At 73.6% G+C, this 14367-nt stretch carries 16 protein-coding genes; 15 read left to right on the forward strand and 1 reads right to left on the reverse strand.

Features of this window, described 5'->3' with window-relative positions; genetic code table 11:
- Nucleotides 1–75 precede the first annotated feature (75 nt).
- From AC529_RS13640 to AC529_RS13710, 15 genes are all read left to right on the forward strand, one after another.
- Entirely contained in the window at nucleotides 76–1071 is a 996-nt protein-coding gene (locus tag AC529_RS13640) for a GNAT family N-acetyltransferase (RefSeq protein ID WP_068757262.1), read from the forward strand.
- A gap of 227 nt (nucleotides 1072–1298) precedes the next feature.
- The gene (locus AC529_RS13645; RefSeq protein ID WP_068757263.1) at nucleotides 1299–2945 is read left to right on the forward strand and encodes a CTP synthase; all 1647 of its coding nucleotides are present in this window, start codon (nucleotides 1299–1301) and stop codon (nucleotides 2943–2945) included.
- On the forward strand, nucleotides 2945–3568 hold the full coding sequence (locus AC529_RS13650; RefSeq protein ID WP_068757265.1) for an NUDIX domain-containing protein: 624 nt from the start codon (nucleotides 2945–2947) through the stop codon (nucleotides 3566–3568). Before AC529_RS13645 ends, AC529_RS13650 begins: the two co-directional genes overlap by 1 nt.
- 78 nt (nucleotides 3569–3646) lie before the next feature.
- The gene (locus AC529_RS13655) at nucleotides 3647–4612 is read left to right on the forward strand and encodes a site-specific tyrosine recombinase XerD (RefSeq protein WP_068757267.1); all 966 of its coding nucleotides are present in this window, start codon (nucleotides 3647–3649) and stop codon (nucleotides 4610–4612) included.
- Between the two features lie 136 nt (nucleotides 4613–4748).
- The gene (locus AC529_RS13660; RefSeq protein ID WP_068757269.1) at nucleotides 4749–5702 is read left to right on the forward strand and encodes a ParA family protein; all 954 of its coding nucleotides are present in this window, start codon (nucleotides 4749–4751) and stop codon (nucleotides 5700–5702) included.
- Complete coding sequence (locus tag AC529_RS13665; protein ID WP_068757271.1) at nucleotides 5699–6052, forward strand: hypothetical protein; 354 nt, start codon at nucleotides 5699–5701, stop codon at nucleotides 6050–6052. The genes AC529_RS13660 and AC529_RS13665 overlap by 4 nt, the downstream gene beginning before the upstream one ends.
- Nucleotides 6053–6108: 56 nt before the next feature.
- Nucleotides 6109–6933, forward strand: a complete 825-nt coding sequence (locus AC529_RS13670) for a segregation and condensation protein A (protein WP_068757618.1) — start codon at nucleotides 6109–6111, stop codon at nucleotides 6931–6933.
- On the forward strand, nucleotides 6930–7511 hold the full coding sequence (gene scpB, locus AC529_RS13675) for an SMC-Scp complex subunit ScpB (protein ID WP_068757273.1): 582 nt from the start codon (nucleotides 6930–6932) through the stop codon (nucleotides 7509–7511). Before AC529_RS13670 ends, scpB begins: the two co-directional genes overlap by 4 nt.
- The gene (locus AC529_RS19700; protein WP_083948210.1) at nucleotides 7492–8631 is read left to right on the forward strand and encodes a pseudouridine synthase; all 1140 of its coding nucleotides are present in this window, start codon (nucleotides 7492–7494) and stop codon (nucleotides 8629–8631) included. Before scpB ends, AC529_RS19700 begins: the two co-directional genes overlap by 20 nt.
- A 25-nt stretch (nucleotides 8632–8656) precedes the next feature.
- Nucleotides 8657–9019 (forward strand): chorismate mutase, encoded by a 363-nt coding sequence (gene aroH, locus AC529_RS13685; protein ID WP_068757274.1) that lies wholly within the window; start codon nucleotides 8657–8659, stop codon nucleotides 9017–9019.
- 94 nt (nucleotides 9020–9113) lie between these two features.
- Entirely contained in the window at nucleotides 9114–10181 is a 1068-nt protein-coding gene (locus AC529_RS13690) for a prephenate dehydrogenase (RefSeq protein ID WP_068757275.1), read from the forward strand.
- Between the two features lie 110 nt (nucleotides 10182–10291).
- Nucleotides 10292–10993: a (d)CMP kinase gene (gene cmk, locus AC529_RS13695; RefSeq protein ID WP_068757276.1), complete on the forward strand. Its 702-nt coding sequence runs from the start codon at nucleotides 10292–10294 to the stop codon at nucleotides 10991–10993.
- A gap of 113 nt (nucleotides 10994–11106) precedes the next feature.
- Complete coding sequence (der, locus tag AC529_RS13700) at nucleotides 11107–12513, forward strand: ribosome biogenesis GTPase Der (RefSeq protein ID WP_068757277.1); 1407 nt, start codon at nucleotides 11107–11109, stop codon at nucleotides 12511–12513.
- 180 nt (nucleotides 12514–12693) lie between these two features.
- On the forward strand, nucleotides 12694–13197 hold the full coding sequence (locus AC529_RS13705; protein ID WP_068757279.1) for a 2-thiouracil desulfurase family protein: 504 nt from the start codon (nucleotides 12694–12696) through the stop codon (nucleotides 13195–13197).
- 142 nt (nucleotides 13198–13339) lie between these two features.
- Nucleotides 13340–14158 carry an inositol monophosphatase family protein gene (locus AC529_RS13710; RefSeq protein WP_068757282.1) on the forward strand — a complete coding sequence of 273 codons (819 nt, stop codon included), beginning with the start codon at nucleotides 13340–13342 and terminating at the stop codon, nucleotides 14156–14158.
- 15 nt (nucleotides 14159–14173) lie between these two features.
- Here the strand turns inward: AC529_RS13710 and AC529_RS13715 are convergent.
- Nucleotides 14174–14367 (reverse strand): Lsr2 family DNA-binding protein (locus AC529_RS13715; protein ID WP_198156422.1); only part of this gene is annotated, 194 nt, incomplete at its 5' end.

A 14367-nucleotide genomic window follows, 5' to 3' on the forward strand; every position in this document is an offset into this window, starting at 1 on the left:
ACAAGGGTACTAGCGGCGGGGCGCTAGTGGCCCTCGGTGCGTACGCGAGAGCGTACCGCCGCCAGGGAGGGATGAATGAGCGGTTATGTCGCGCGGGTGCGGCATGACAATCCGCCGAACGGAACAGCCGAATTCGACAGACTCGTGGAATCGGTGGCCAGGCGTTGGGCCGCGGTCGATCCGCTGCTGCCCGGGCCGTCGCACCCGAAGTTCAACACCAACCCGGTGTTGACCGTCAGCGACGAGAAAGGCCGTCCGATGGCGGTCGGCACCATGCGCTACTCCTGGTACCAGCCCGGGGAGGCGGGCCGGACCTGGGGAGTCCCCGACCAGCACTGGATCACCCCGCTCGTGGGCGGTTCCGACCCGGAAGGAGCGCTCGACTCGCTGCTGACCAGTTGGCGCGACCAGTTGGAGGAACTGCCCACCGGGACCGGTTCGGAGTCGGCCGCGCTGCTGACCTGGCCCGCCCGGGACGTGTGCGGGGTCCGGCCGTTGCAGCGCCACGGCATGCAGCCGGTCACCGTCATGGCGGTACGGCAGCGCCGCCGGGGGGTGCCCCCCGCGCTGCCGCCCCGGGACGTCACGATCCGGCTCGCCGACATCCAGGACCTCGCCGCGGTGGTCAGCCTGGTCATGGAGGAGCACCGCTACGAGGAGCACTTCGGCAACGTGTTCATCCAGCCGGAGACGGCCGAGCAGACCCGCCGCGTGGCGGCCCGGGCGCTGAGCCGCAACCCGTCGTGGATCTGGCTGGCCGAACGGCGCGGCCGCCCCGTGGGACTGCTGTGGGTGTCGCCGCCCCACCGGGCGCGCTGGGTCGCCCCCCTCGTCAGCGAGTCCCCGGCGGCCTACATCGGCTACGGCGCGGTGGCCGAGGAGGAGCGCGGCCAGGGCATCGGGACGTGCCTGGTCAGCCACGCGCACCACGCCCTGGACACCCACGGCATCGCGGTCACCCTGCTCAACTACGCGGTGATGAACCCCCTGTCGGGGCCGTTCTGGCACCGGATGGGCTACCGCCCGCTGTGGACCACCTGGGAGGTCCGTCCGGCGCTGGCCCTGCGCTGAGCGCGTCCGGTCCGCGGGCGCGGACCGGGACCCGGTCCGCGCCCGCGGCGCCGATCGTCCCGGTCCCGGCGGAACACTGCCGTAACCTCCCGGTGTGGTCGGGGGGTGTTATCCTGGTGGCCCGTGGAGTCCGCAGAATGTGTTCGGCCGTGTGCCGTTGGCGGGCACCGCACGGTCGCCTGTCGGACCTGACGGCGTTCCGTAGCCGCACAACCACGGGAGCAATCTTGGCATCCGCCGCGAGCAGCAAGCACCTTTTCGTCACCGGCGGCGTCGCCTCCAGCCTCGGCAAGGGCCTGACCGCTTCCAGCCTCGGACGGTTGCTGAAGTCGCGAGGGCTCCGGGTCACGATGCAGAAGCTCGACCCCTACCTCAACGTCGACCCGGGCACGATGAACCCGTTCCAGCACGGGGAGGTGTTCGTCACCGACGACGGCGCGGAGACCGACCTGGACATCGGCCACTACGAGCGGTTCCTGGACACCGAACTGTCCGCCTCGGCCAACGTCACCACCGGCCAGATCTACTCCAGTGTGATCGCCAAGGAGCGCCAGGGCGCCTACCTCGGCGACACCGTGCAGGTCATTCCGCACATCACCAACGAGATCAAGGACCGCATCCTCGCGATGGACAGCGAGGACGTGGACGTGGTCATCACCGAGATCGGCGGCACGGTCGGCGACATCGAGTCGCAGCCGTTCCTCGAGGCGGCCCGGCAGATCAGGCACGAGATCGGCCGCGACAACTGCTTCTTCCTGCACATCTCCCTGCTGCCGTACCTGGTGCCGTCCGGCGAGCTGAAGACCAAGCCGACCCAGCACTCGGTGGCCGCGCTGCGCAGCATCGGCATCCAGCCCGACGCGATCGTCTGCCGAGCCGACCGGCCGATCCCCGCCGGCCTCAAGCAGAAGATCAGCCTGATGTGCGACGTGGACGAGGCAGGCGTCGTCTCCTGCCCGGACGCGCCGTCCATCTACGACATCCCCAAGGTGCTGCACCGCGAGGGGCTGGACGCCTACGTGGTGCGCCGCCTCGGGCTGGCCTTCCGCGACGTGGACTGGACCGAGTGGAACGACGTGCTCAGCCGCGTCCACCAGCCCGACCACGAGGTCACCATCGCCCTGGTCGGCAAGTACATCGACCTGCCCGACGCCTACCTGTCGGTCACCGAGGCGCTGCGCGCCGGCGGGTTCGCCCACCGTACCCGGGTGAACATCCGCTGGGTGGCCAGCGACAACTGCGCCAGCCCCGAGGGCGCCCGGCGCGAACTGGAGGGGGCCGACGGCGTGCTCATCCCCGGCGGGTTCGGGGTGCGCGGCATCGAGGGCAAGGTGGGCGCGATCCGCCACGCCCGCGAGCACGGCATCCCGCTGCTGGGCATCTGTCTGGGACTACAGTGCATGGTCATCGAGTACGCCCGCAACGTGGCCGGGCTGCACGGCGCCAACAGCACGGAGTTCGACGACAAGGCCGAGCACCCGGTCGTCGCCACCATGGCCGACCAGGTCGACGTGGTCGCCGGGGAGCGCGACATGGGCGGCACGATGCGGCTGGGCCTCTACCCGGCCCGCCTCGCCGAGGACTCGCTGGTCCGGGAGCTCTACGGGGGCGCCGAGGAGGTCCGGGAGCGGCACCGCCACCGCTTCGAGGTGGCCAACGCCTACCGGCCCGCGTTGCAGAAGGCCGGCCTGGTCTTCTCCGGCCTGTCCCCCGACGGCTCCCTGGTCGAGTACGTGGAGCTGCCCCGCCAGGAGCACCCGTTCTTCGTCGGCACCCAGGCCCACCCCGAGCTGCGGTCCCGGCCGACCCGGCCGCACCCGCTGTTCGTCGGGCTGGTCGAGGCGGCGCTGAAGTACTCGGCGGGGACGCGCTGATGGGCGACCACGGCACGATCGCCGACACGCCGGACTCCTGGCCGGTCGAGCGCTCCGAGACGCGCTACCGCAGCCCCATCGTCGGCATGGTCACCGACTGGGTGCGCATGCCGGGGGCGGACGGCGAGGAGACCGTGTCGCGCGACCGCTTCGTCCACCCCGGGGCGGTGGCGGCGCTGGCCCTGGACGAGGCGGGGCGGGTCCTGCTGCTGCGCCAGTACCGGCACGCGGTGCAACACCGGCTGTGGGAGCTGCCCGCGGGCATCCGCGACGTCGACGGCGAGCCCCTGGTGCGCACCGCGCAGCGCGAACTGCTGGAGGAGGCCGGCTACCGGGCCCACACCTGGCACGAGCTCGTCGACTTCTTCCCCTCGCCGGGGTTCTCCACCGAACGCATCCACGTCTTCCTCGCCCGCGACCTCGTCCGGGTCCCCGACGAGGAGGTCGACTTCGTCCGCGTCCACGAGGAGGCCGACATGACCGTCGAGTGGCTGCCGCTGGAGGAGGCGGTGGCCGCGGCCCTGGCGGGACGGCTGCACAACGGCGCGGCCGTCATCGGGGTCCTCGCCGCGCACGCCGCGGCCCGGGAGGGTTTCGCGTCCCTGCGACCCGCACGTGGATGAGCCTGGCGGCGGTGGGAACCGTGACATCGAGCGCGGTTCCACCGCCGCCGAGACCGACGCCGTGAGGGAGGCAGCAGGATGCCGGAAGGGGCGACCCGCCTGCACTCGGCGGTGCGCGGATACCTCGACCACCTGACGGTGGAGCGCGGCCTGGCCGCGAACACCCTCCTGTCCTACCGCCGGGACCTCCGCCGCTACCTGGAGTTCCTGGCCGGACGCGGCATCGGCGACCTCGGCGAGGTCAGCTCCGAGGACGTCGCCGGCTTCGTCCGCACCCTGCGCGAGGGCGACCCCGAGCACCGGCCGCTGGGCGCCAACTCCGCCGGGCGGGCCGTCGTCGCGGTGCGCGGCCTGCACCGGTTCGCCCTGCGCGAGGGCCTGACCTCGCACGACCCGGCCCACCAGGTGCGGCCGCCCACCCCGCCGCGCAGGCTGCCCAAGGCCATCACCCTGGAGCAGGTGGAGGCGCTGCTCGCCGCGGTCGGCTCCGAGGACGACCCCCGGGCGCTGCGCGACCGCGCCCTGCTGGAGCTGCTGTACGGCACGGGGGCGCGCATCTCCGAGGCGGTCGGCCTGGACGTGGACGACCTCACCCGGCTGCGCCCCGACGCCCGGACCGGAGCCGAGGTCGGCGTGGTGCGCTTCCGCGGCAAGGGCGGCAAGGAGCGGGTGGTGCCCGTCGGGCGGTACGCGCGCGCCGCACTGGACGCCTACCTGGTGCGCGCCCGCCCCGGGCTGGCCGCCGCCGGGCGGGGCACGCCCGCGCTGTTCCTCAACGCGCGCGGCGGCAGGCTCACCCGCCAGGGAGCCTGGGCGGTGCTGCGCGCCGCGGCCGAACGCGCCGGTCTCAGCGACGTGTCCCCGCACACCCTGCGGCACTCCTTCGCCACCCACCTGATCGACGGGGGCGCGGACGTGCGGGTCGTCCAGGAGCTCCTGGGCCACGCCTCGGTCACGACCACGCAGGTCTACACCCTCGTCACCGTGGACCGGCTGCGGGAGGTGTACGCTGCGGCACACCCCCGGGCGAGAGTGTCGCGTTGATTCACCGCATCCGACACTCTAGAGTCGCCGCACGACGGTGCAACACTTGTCGACAAATCAAGTTTTTCCAACGGCCTGTCAACCGGTTCGGGGGAACCGGGGTGATCAAGACCGGTCCGTAGGGAGGTCCTGGGTTGTGAGCTGGTCCGGATACGACGACGCGGGCACGCAGGGGCCCACCGGTGCTGCGGCGGCCGAGCCGGCGAACAGCCACTGGCAGGAGCCGCCCGGCGCGGCGCTGGGCGGGATGAGCCGACCGAAACCGGAGTTCCCGGAACCGCCCCCGGTCGACCGCCACGGTCCCGCGCGGGTGGTGGCGCTGTGCAACCAGAAGGGCGGCGTCGGCAAGACCACCACCACCATCAACCTGGGCGCGGCGCTCGCCGAGTACGGGCGGCGGGTCCTGCTCGTGGACTTCGACCCGCAGGGCGCGCTCTCGGTGGGGCTGGGCCGCCGCGACCCGCGCGAGCTGGACCTCACCATCTACAACCTGCTCATGCAGCGCGAGGTCACCATCGACAAGGTGCTGCTGCACACCGAGGTCGAGGGGCTGGACCTCATCCCCAGCAACATCGACCTGTCCGCCGCCGAGGTGCAGATGGTGGGCGAGGTCGCCCGCGAGCAGATGCTCAGCCGCGCCCTGGCGCCGGTGCTGGACGACTACGACGTGGTGCTCATCGACTGCCAGCCGTCGCTGGGCCTGCTCACCATCAACGCGCTCACCGCCGCGCACGGCGTCATCGTGCCGCTGGAGTGCGAGTTCTTCGCGCTGCGCGGCGTGGCCCTGCTCATGGACACCATCCAGAAGGTCAAGGAGCGCCTCAACGAGGACCTCGTCATCGACGGGTTCCTCGGCACCATGTACGACCCGAGGACCCTGCACGCGCGCGAGGTGCTGGCGACCATCATGGAGGGCTTCGGCGACAAGGTGTTCCACACCGTCATCAACCGGACCGTGCGCTTCCCCGACGCCACCGTCGCGGGCGAGCCGATCACCCGGTTCGACCCCTCCTCGGGAGGCGCCCGAGCCTACCGGGAACTGGCCAAGGAGGTGCTCGCCCGGTGGCCCCTCGGCGTTCGCGACGCGTGACGCTGCCCGGTGCCGACGAACTGTTCTTCCGGCCCACCGCACCCCGCCCCGAGCACCCCCCGGCCGATCCGCCGGGAACGGAGCCCGCGCAGCGCGTCCGGGCGCCGGGCCTGCGGCGGCGGATCGCGGCGCAGCCCAGCGGACGGCAGCGCCACGACGAGAAGATCACCGTCTACGTCTCCGCCCCGGAGCTGCTCGCCCTGGAGCAGGCCCGGCTCGCCCTGCGCGCCGACTACGGGCTGACCGTCGACCGCGGCCGCATCGTGCGGGAGGCGGTCGCGGTGCTCCTGGCCGACTTCGAGGAGTACGGCGAGGCCAGCATGCTGGTCCAGCGGCTCAACGGGAGCTGAGCCGCCCCGTGGACACCAGCCCGCCCCCCGACCCCGGGACCGGCTCCGAGACGCCCCTGACGGCCCAGGAGGCCCCGGAGGGAGGCTTCCTGGTCCACCTCGACAACTTCGAGGGCCCCTTCGACCTGCTGCTCGCGCTGATCTCCAAGCACAAACTGGACATCACCGAGGTGGCGCTGTCGAAGGTCACCGACGAGTTCATCGCGCACATCAGGGCCTACGGGGACTCCTGGGACCTGGACCTGGCCAGCAACTTCCTGCTGGTGGCCGCCACCCTGCTGGACCTCAAGGCCGCCCGGCTGCTGCCGCGCGGCGAGGTGGAGGACGAGGCCGACCTGGCCCTCCTGGAGGCCCGCGACCTGCTCTTCGCCCGCCTGCTTCAGTACCGCGCCTACAAGGAGGTCGCGGCCCTGTTCGCCGAGCGCCTCGCCGAGCAGGGGCGCCGCTTCGCGCGGGCCGTCCCGCTGGAGCCGCGCTTCGCCGCGCTCCGCCCCGACGTGCTCCTCAAGCTCGGCCCGCAGGAGTTCGCGGCGCTGGCCGCCCGCGCCCTCACCCCGCGGGAGCCGCCCAGCGTCCCGGTCGCCCACATCCACCAGCCCAAGACCTCCGTGGCCGAGCAGGCGGTGCTGGTGGTGGCGGCGCTGCGCGAGCACGGCCGCCTCACCTTCGCCGAACTCACCCGCGAGTGCACCGGTACCTTTGAAGTGGTGGCACGCTTCCTGGCGCTGCTGGAGCTGTACCGGGCCGCCAACGTCAGCTTCGACCAGCCCGAACCCCTGGGGGAGCTGGTGATCACGTGGACCGGCAGCGGACAGGGCGAGGTCACGGTGACCGACGACTACGGCCGGACCAGGGACCACGACGACGGGGAGACGCAGTGAGCCGCACCGCGACCGACACCGACCTCACCGCGCTGCGCCGCAACCTGGAGGCGGTGCTGATGGTCGTCGACCAGCCGGTCGCCGCCTACGACCTGGCGCGCGCCTTCGGCACGGACGTCGACACCGTCACCCGCCTGCTGCGCGAGACCTCCCGCGAGTACACCGCGCAGGGACGCGGCTTCGACCTGCGGGAGGTCGCCGAGGGGTGGCGCTTCTACACCCGCCCCGAGTGCGCCGAGGCCGTGGAGCACTTCCTGCGCGACGGGCACGAGGTCCGGCTCACCCAGGCCGCGCTGGAGACGCTGGCGGTGGTCGCCTACCGCCAGCCCGTCTCCCGCGGCAGGGTCTCGGCGGTCCGCGGGGTGAACTGCGACGGAGTTATGCGTACCCTCGTACTGCGGGGGCTGATCGAAGAAGCCGGCCAGGACCCGGAGTCGGGAGCGGTGCTGTACCGCACGACCAGCTACTTCCTGGAACGGCTGGGGCTGCGCAGCCTGGACGAACTTCCCGACCTCGCCCCCTTCCTGCCCGACGACATCGAAGGTCTCGACGACACCGGTGAACAAGCCACACGATGACGACAGCCGTCGCCGCGGCGACGGCAGGCCGCGCGGTGGGCGCGGCCGCCCCACCCCGCGCGGTGTGCGCGGCAACTCCGACCAGCCCGGACGCCGTTCCGGCCGGGAGCCTGGGGAGGAACGGTCCGCCGACCGCTCCCGCGACCGCGCGCAGCGGCCGCGCGCCGAACGCTCCGGAGGGGACGCGCGCGACCGCGGTGAACGGCGCGCCCGCGACGGGCGCGGCGACCGGTCCCGCGACCGCCGGACCGGACACCCCCGCGGCGCCGGGCACCGCTCCGAGCAGGAGCTGTCCCCCCGCGCCCGGGCCCGGCTGCGGATGCTGCGCGCCGAGTACGACCCCAGCGACGACGACCGCGTCGACGACGCCGAACGCGACACCTACGCCGACGTCCCCGGCGGCATCCGGTTGCAGAAGGCCCTCGCCCAGGCGGGCGTGGCCAGCCGCCGCGCCTGCGAGGAGCTCATCGCGGCCGGGCGGGTCAGCGTCGACGGCCAGGTCGTGCGGCGCTTCGGCGCCCGCGTCGACCCGGAGAAGTCCGAGATCCGCGTCGACGGCATGCGCGTGGTGACCGCCCCCGACCTGCGCTACTACGCGCTGAACAAGCCGCGCGGAGTGGTCAGCACCATGTTCGACCCGCAGGGGCGCCCCACCATCGCCGACTACGCGGGCCAGACCGAGGGACGGCTGTTCCACGTCGGCCGGCTCGACACCGAGACCGAGGGCCTCATCCTGCTCACCAACGACGGCGAGCTGGCCAACCGGCTCGCCCACCCCCGCTACAAGGTGGTCAAGACCTACATCGCGAAGGTGCCGGGACCCGTGCCGCGCGAGGTCATCCGGCGCATCCGCAAGGGGGTGGAGCTGGACGACGGGTTCGTGAAGGTCGACTCCTTCCGGGTGATCGACAACATCGAGCCGAAGGCGCTGGTCGAGATCCGGCTGCACGAGGGGCGCAAGCACATCGTGCGCCGCCTCATGGAGGCGGTCGGATACCCCGTGTCGGACCTCGCGCGCACCCAGATCGGCCCGGTGGGGCTCAACAACCTCAAGACGGGCACCCTGAGGGCGCTGACCTCGAAGGAGGTCAGCGAGCTCTACACTGCCGCAGGGATGTAGCCCAAGGATTCGGGAGGACGAGACAGTGGCGGTACGAGCGATCCGCGGCGCGGTCCAGGTCGAGGCCAACGAGCGCGACCTCGTGTTGGAGGCGACCGAGGAACTGGTCGCGGAGGTCATGCGCCGGAACGAGCTGAGCACCGACGACTTCATCAGCGTGCTGTTCACCGCGACCCAGGACCTGAACGCGGAGTTCCCGGCACTGGCCGCGCGCAAGCTCGGGTTCGCCGACGTCCCCCTGATGTGCTCCACCGAGATCGCGGTGCCCCACGCCCTGCCCCGGGTGGTCCGGCTCATGGCGCACATCGAGACCGACCGCCCCCGCTCGGAGCTGCACCACGTCTACCTGCGGGGAGCCCAGGTCCTGAGACTGGACATCGCGCAGTAGCCGGCGGCGGGGCGACCCCCGCCGCCGGGTGGACCGCCACCGGCGCCCCGGCACCGGGGACCCGGGGCGGACAGCCGGAACAGGAGACGAGGACATGGTCGAAAGCGCGGTCGTGGTCGGAACCGGGCTGATCGGGACGTCGATCGCGCTGGCGCTGCGGCAGCGCGGCGTCGACGTGGCACTGAGCGACCGCGACCCGGCGGCCCTGCGACTGGCCTGCGACCTGGGAGCCGGCCGCCGCCTCGGGACCGGGCCCGCAGGACCCGCCGACGTCGCCGTGATCGCGGTGCCCCCGAGCGCGGTCCCCGCGGCGCTGCGCGAGGCCCAGGAACGCGGCCTCGCCCGCGTCTACACCGACGTGGCCAGCGTCAAGGCCTCCGTGGTCGAGCGGGCCGCGGCACTCGGCTGCGACCTGGCCGGCTACGTCCCGGGCCACCCCATGGGCGGACGGGAGCGGCAGGGGCCCGGCGCGGCCCGCGCCGACCTGTTCCTGGGCCGCTCCTGGGCGCTGTGCCCCACCGCCAGGACCGCCCCCGAAGCGGTCAAGACCGTCACCGTGCTCGCCGAACTGTGCGGGGCCGACCCGCTGGTGGTCGACGAGGCCGCGCACGACCGGGCGGTGGCACTGGTCTCCCACGCCCCCCACGCGGTCTCGGCCGCCGTGGCCGCGCGCCTGCTCGACGGCGACACCACCGCGCTCGCCCTCGCCGGGCAGGGGGTGCGCGACATGACCCGCATCGCCGGGGGCGACCCCCGCCTGTGGCGGGAGATCCTCGGCCACAACGCCGGCCCCGTGGCCGAGGTGCTGGAGCGCGTCGCCGCGGACCTGGCCGCCGCGGCCGCCGCGCTGCGCTCCGGCGACCCCGGACCAGTCGACGACCTGCTCGAACGCGGACGCGCCGGGCACGCGCGCCTCCCCGGCAAGCGCGGCGCCGCCTCCACCCCCGACTACGCGGTGCTCTCGGTGGTCGTCCCCGACGAGCCGGGCGCGCTGGGACGGCTGTTCGCCGCGGCCGCCGAGGCGGGCGTCAACATCGAGGACGTGCGGATCGACCACTCCCCGGGGCTGCCGCTGGGCGTGGCCCAACTGTCGGTGGCGCCCCGGGTCCAACAGACCCTGGCGCAGGCCCTGACCAGGGGCGGCTGGTCGGTGCACCGGTGAGCCGGCCGACCGCCGGGGCCGCCCGCCGAGGGGACCGAGACGGCCCGGACCACCGGTAGTCTGATCCGGAACAAAGACGACAGGCGGATGTTGGCGGGAGAACGGTAGACGTGAGCGGGCAGGGGCGCAGCGGAGGGCTCGTCATCGCCATCGACGGTCCTTCTGGCTCGGGCAAGTCCAGCACGGCCAAGAGTGTGGCCCGGGCACGTGGCCTCAAGTACCTCGACACCGGCGCGATGTACCGCGCCATGACCTGGTGGATGCTGGAGAACGGCGTCGACGTCGCCGACGCCGAGGCCGTGGCCGCAGCGGCCGGGCGCCCGGCCATCACCATGGGCACCGACCCGGACGCGCCCACCGTCCACGTCGACGGCGTGGACGTGGGCAAGGTGATCCGCGGCGACGAGGTCACCTCCAACGTCAGCGCGGTCAGCGCCGTGCCCCGGGTGCGGGAGCTGCTCGTGGCCCGCCAGCGCGAGATCATCGCCGAGGCGTGCGCGAGTGCCCCCGGCATCGTCGTCGAGGGCCGCGACATCACCACCGTGGTCGCGCCCGACGCACCGGTCAAGCTGTTCCTGACCGCCAGCGAGGAGGCCCGCGCGCAGCGGCGCAGCAAGGAGGTGCGGTCCGGCGACGTCGCGGCCACCCAGGCGGCGCTGGCCCGGCGCGACCGGCTCGACTCCACCCGCGCGGTGTCCCCCCTGACCCAAACCCCCGACGCCACCAAGCTGGACACCACCAGCCTCTCCCTCGACGAGGTCATCGCGCTGGTGGTCAAGCTCGCCGACGAGGCGCGGGCGTCGGCCCTCTGAACCACCCGGCCCCGGACGGGGCCGCGGCACCCGTGCCGGGACCGGCACGGCGAACACGGTCCTCACGGCACGCATCCTGGGCGCGTGAGGGCACTGCTACCGGGAGTTGTGTGATGAGTGACATGGTCGACGAGCGCACCGACGGTGCCGCCAGCGACGAGACGACGCGGGTCAAGCCCGTGGTGGCCGTGGTGGGACGCCCCAACGTGGGCAAGTCCTCCCTGGTCAACAGGATCATCGGGCGTCGCGAGGCGGTCGTGGAGGACGTTCCCGGGGTCACCCGCGACCGGGTGGCCTACGACGCCACCTGGCAGGGACGCGAGTTCACCCTCGTCGACACCGGCGGATGGGAGACCAGCGCCAGCGGGCTGGCCGCGATGGTGGCCCGCCAGGCCGAGTACGCCGCCGAGACCGCCGACGTGATCCTCTTCGTGGTGGACGCCACCGTCGGCATCACCGACGCCGACGAGGCCGTCACCCGGGTGCTGCGCGCCACCAAGCGGCCCGTGGTGCTGGCCGCCAACAAGGTCGACGGGCCGATGAACGACGCCGACGCGCTGGAGCTGTGGAACCTGGGCGTGGGCGAGCCGCACCCGGTCAGCGCGCTGCACGGCCGCGGCACCGGGGACCTGCTCGACGCGGTGCTGGAGGCCATGCCCGAGGAGGCCCCCCGCGAGTCCGAGCCCGTCCTGGGCGGACCGCGCCGCGTCGCCCTGGTGGGGCGGCCCAACGTCGGCAAGTCCAGCCTGCTCAACCGGCTCGCCGGGGAGGAGCGGGTGGTCGTGGACTCGGTGGCGGGCACCACCCGCGACGCCGTCGACGAACTCGTCGAACTGGGCGGCAAGACCTGGAAGTTCATCGACACCGCCGGCATCCGGCGCAGGTTCCGAGCGTTGCAGGGCGCCGACTACTACGCCACGATGCGCACGGCCGCGGCGCTGGAGCGCGCCGAGGTCGCCGTGGTGCTGCTGGACGTCAGCGAGCCGCTGGCCGACCAGGACATCCGGATCGTGGAGCAGGTCGTCGACGCCGGCCGGGCGCTGGTGCTGGCGTTCAACAAGTGGGACCTGCTCGACGAGGAGCGCCGCTACTACCTGGAGAAGGAGATCGACCGGCAGTTGTCCCGGGTCGGTTGGGCGCCGCGGGTCAACATCTCCGCCAAGACCGGACGGCACGTCGAGAGGCTGGTGCCCGCGATCGAGCAGGGGCTGGCCAGTTGGGACACCCGTATTCCCACGGGACGCCTCAACACCTGGTTCAAGGAGCTGGTCGCGGCCACGCCGCCGCCCGCGCGCGGCGGCAGGCAGCCCAAGATCCTCTTCGCCACCCAGGCCGACGTCCGCCCGCCGCACTTCGTGCTGTTCACCACAGGGTTCCTGGAGGAGGGCTACCGCCGCTTCATCGAGCGGCGGCTGCGCGAGGACTTCGGCTTCCAGGGCTCCCCGATCAAGCTGACCATGCGCATCCGCGAGAAGAAGAGCGGGAAGGCCGCGCAGAAGACGCGCGGCAGGCGGGGCTAGGACGCCCGGCCGGGAACAGGCGGCGCACCGGACCCCGGAGTCCCGGGCGGCGGGGGCGGGTATCCCGCAGGTGCCACCCCCGCCGCCGGGCGGGACGGACCGGGCGGCGCCCCGCCGGGCCCGGTCCGCACGCCGAGACGGCCGGAGCCGCCCGGGCGGGGCGGCGTCGAGGAGGAACCGATGGAGCGGATTCTGGTCAGCGCCTGCCTGATGGGCCGGGCGGTGCGGTTCGACGGACGGGCCAAGCCCACCGACCACGAGATCTTCCTGCGCTGGCGGGACGAGGGGCGCCTCATCCCCTTCTGCCCCGAGGTCGTGGGCGGGCTGCCGGTGCCCCGGCCGCCCGCCGAGATCGAGGACGCCAGGGGGGCGCGCGCCGTCCTGGAGGGGCGGGCCCGCATCCGCACCCCGGAGGGGCGCGACGTCACCGCGTTCTTCCTCGCCGGGGCCAGGGCCGCCCTGCACGCCGCCCTGGACCAGGGGGTGCGCCTGGCCGTGCTGAAGGAGAACAGCCCCTCCTGCGGCGTCCACCGGGTCTTCGACGGCTCGTTCACCGGAACCAGGACGCCCGGGCCGGGCCTGACCACCCTCCTGTTGCAGGACCACGGCATCGACGTCTTCACCGAGGACGAGCTGCCCCAGGCCCGCAAGCGCCTGGCCGAACTGGAGGCCGCAGGGGCCTGAACGGGCCGGGCGCACGCCCCGGACCGGTCCGCGGCGGGTTGCGTAGAGTCCCAGACGGACGGCGGCGGTGGAGCAGCGCACACCGGACCGCGCGTCCGCGACCCCACCGATTCGTACCCCTGCGAGACCGGAGGAGCCCCCCATGCCCCTGCCCGACGCCAAGGCCCTGCTGCCCGCCGCCCAGGAGGCCGTCGACCGGGCCGTCGAGTACGTGCTGTCCCACCCCGCCACCGGAGTCCGCGACAAGGGCGTCCGCGAGATCGTCACCGACACCGACGAGGCCGTCGAACGCATCGTCCGCGACCACCTCCTCCGGGAGACCCCCGGCATCGGGTTCCTCGGCGAGGAGACCGGGGCCGCCGGGGACCGGGACACCTACTGGGTGCTCGACCCCGTCGACGGCACCACCAACTTCTGCCACGGCCTGCCGCTGAGCGCGGTGTCCCTGGGCCTGGTCCACGGCGACCTACCGGTGCTCGGGGTGGTCGCGCTGCCGTTCCTGGGAAGCCGCTACTGGGCCGCGCACGGCTGCGGCGCCTTCCGCGACGACGTGCGGCTGCACGTCTCCGACACCGCGGACCTGTCCCGGGCGCTGGTGGCGCTCAGCGACTACGGGGGCGGGCCCGACGCGCCCGTCCGCGACCTGCTCTCCGCCGCCCTGGACCGCGAACTGTCCCACCGCACCCAGGGACTGCGCCGCCTGGGCGCCACCGCCGTGGACCTCGTCTTCGTCGCCGAGGGCGCCCTCGACGCCAGCATCACCCTGGGCAACCGCGCCTGGGACACCGCCGCCGGGGCGGTGATCGCCCGCGAGGCGGGCGCGCTCGTCGTGGACAGCGACGGCAGCCCGCACACCACCCGGTCCCGGTGCGCGGTCGCCGTCACCCCGGGCCTGCGCGACGCCGTGCTGTCCCTGCTCGACATCACCCGGCAGACCCCGTACCGGCCCGCGCGGGACTGACGGGCGGCCCCCAGGTCACCGGTGCTGTCGGGCGGCGTGGTAGGCGTCGACCACCGCCCGGGGGATACGGCCCCGGCCGTTGACCCGCTCCCCGCGGGCCCGGGCCCACGCCCGGATCTCGGCGGTCCGCTGCCGGCACTGGGCGGGAGCGGCGGCCTGCGCCTCGGACGGCCGGGCCGGCGCCAGCCGGGCGGCGGAGACGAACGGGG

This window comes from Thermobifida cellulosilytica TB100 (assembly GCF_001517975.1).
GTDB classification, from domain to species: domain Bacteria; phylum Actinomycetota; class Actinomycetes; order Streptosporangiales; family Streptosporangiaceae; genus Thermobifida; species Thermobifida cellulosilytica.

Coding starts and splice junctions, on each gene's coding strand:
- AC529_RS13640 (WP_068757262.1), top strand. CDS start 76: ATGAGCGGTTATGTCGCGCGGGTGCGGCATGACAATCCGCCGAACGGA.
- AC529_RS13650 (WP_068757265.1), top strand. CDS start 2,945: ATGGGCGACCACGGCACGATCGCCGACACGCCGGACTCCTGGCCGGTC.
- AC529_RS13655 (WP_068757267.1), top strand. CDS start 3,647: ATGCCGGAAGGGGCGACCCGCCTGCACTCGGCGGTGCGCGGATACCTC.
- AC529_RS13690 (WP_068757275.1), top strand. CDS start 9,114: ATGGTCGAAAGCGCGGTCGTGGTCGGAACCGGGCTGATCGGGACGTCG.
- der (WP_068757277.1), top strand. CDS start 11,107: ATGAGTGACATGGTCGACGAGCGCACCGACGGTGCCGCCAGCGACGAG.
- AC529_RS13705 (WP_068757279.1), top strand. CDS start 12,694: ATGGAGCGGATTCTGGTCAGCGCCTGCCTGATGGGCCGGGCGGTGCGG.
- AC529_RS13710 (WP_068757282.1), top strand. CDS start 13,340: ATGCCCCTGCCCGACGCCAAGGCCCTGCTGCCCGCCGCCCAGGAGGCC.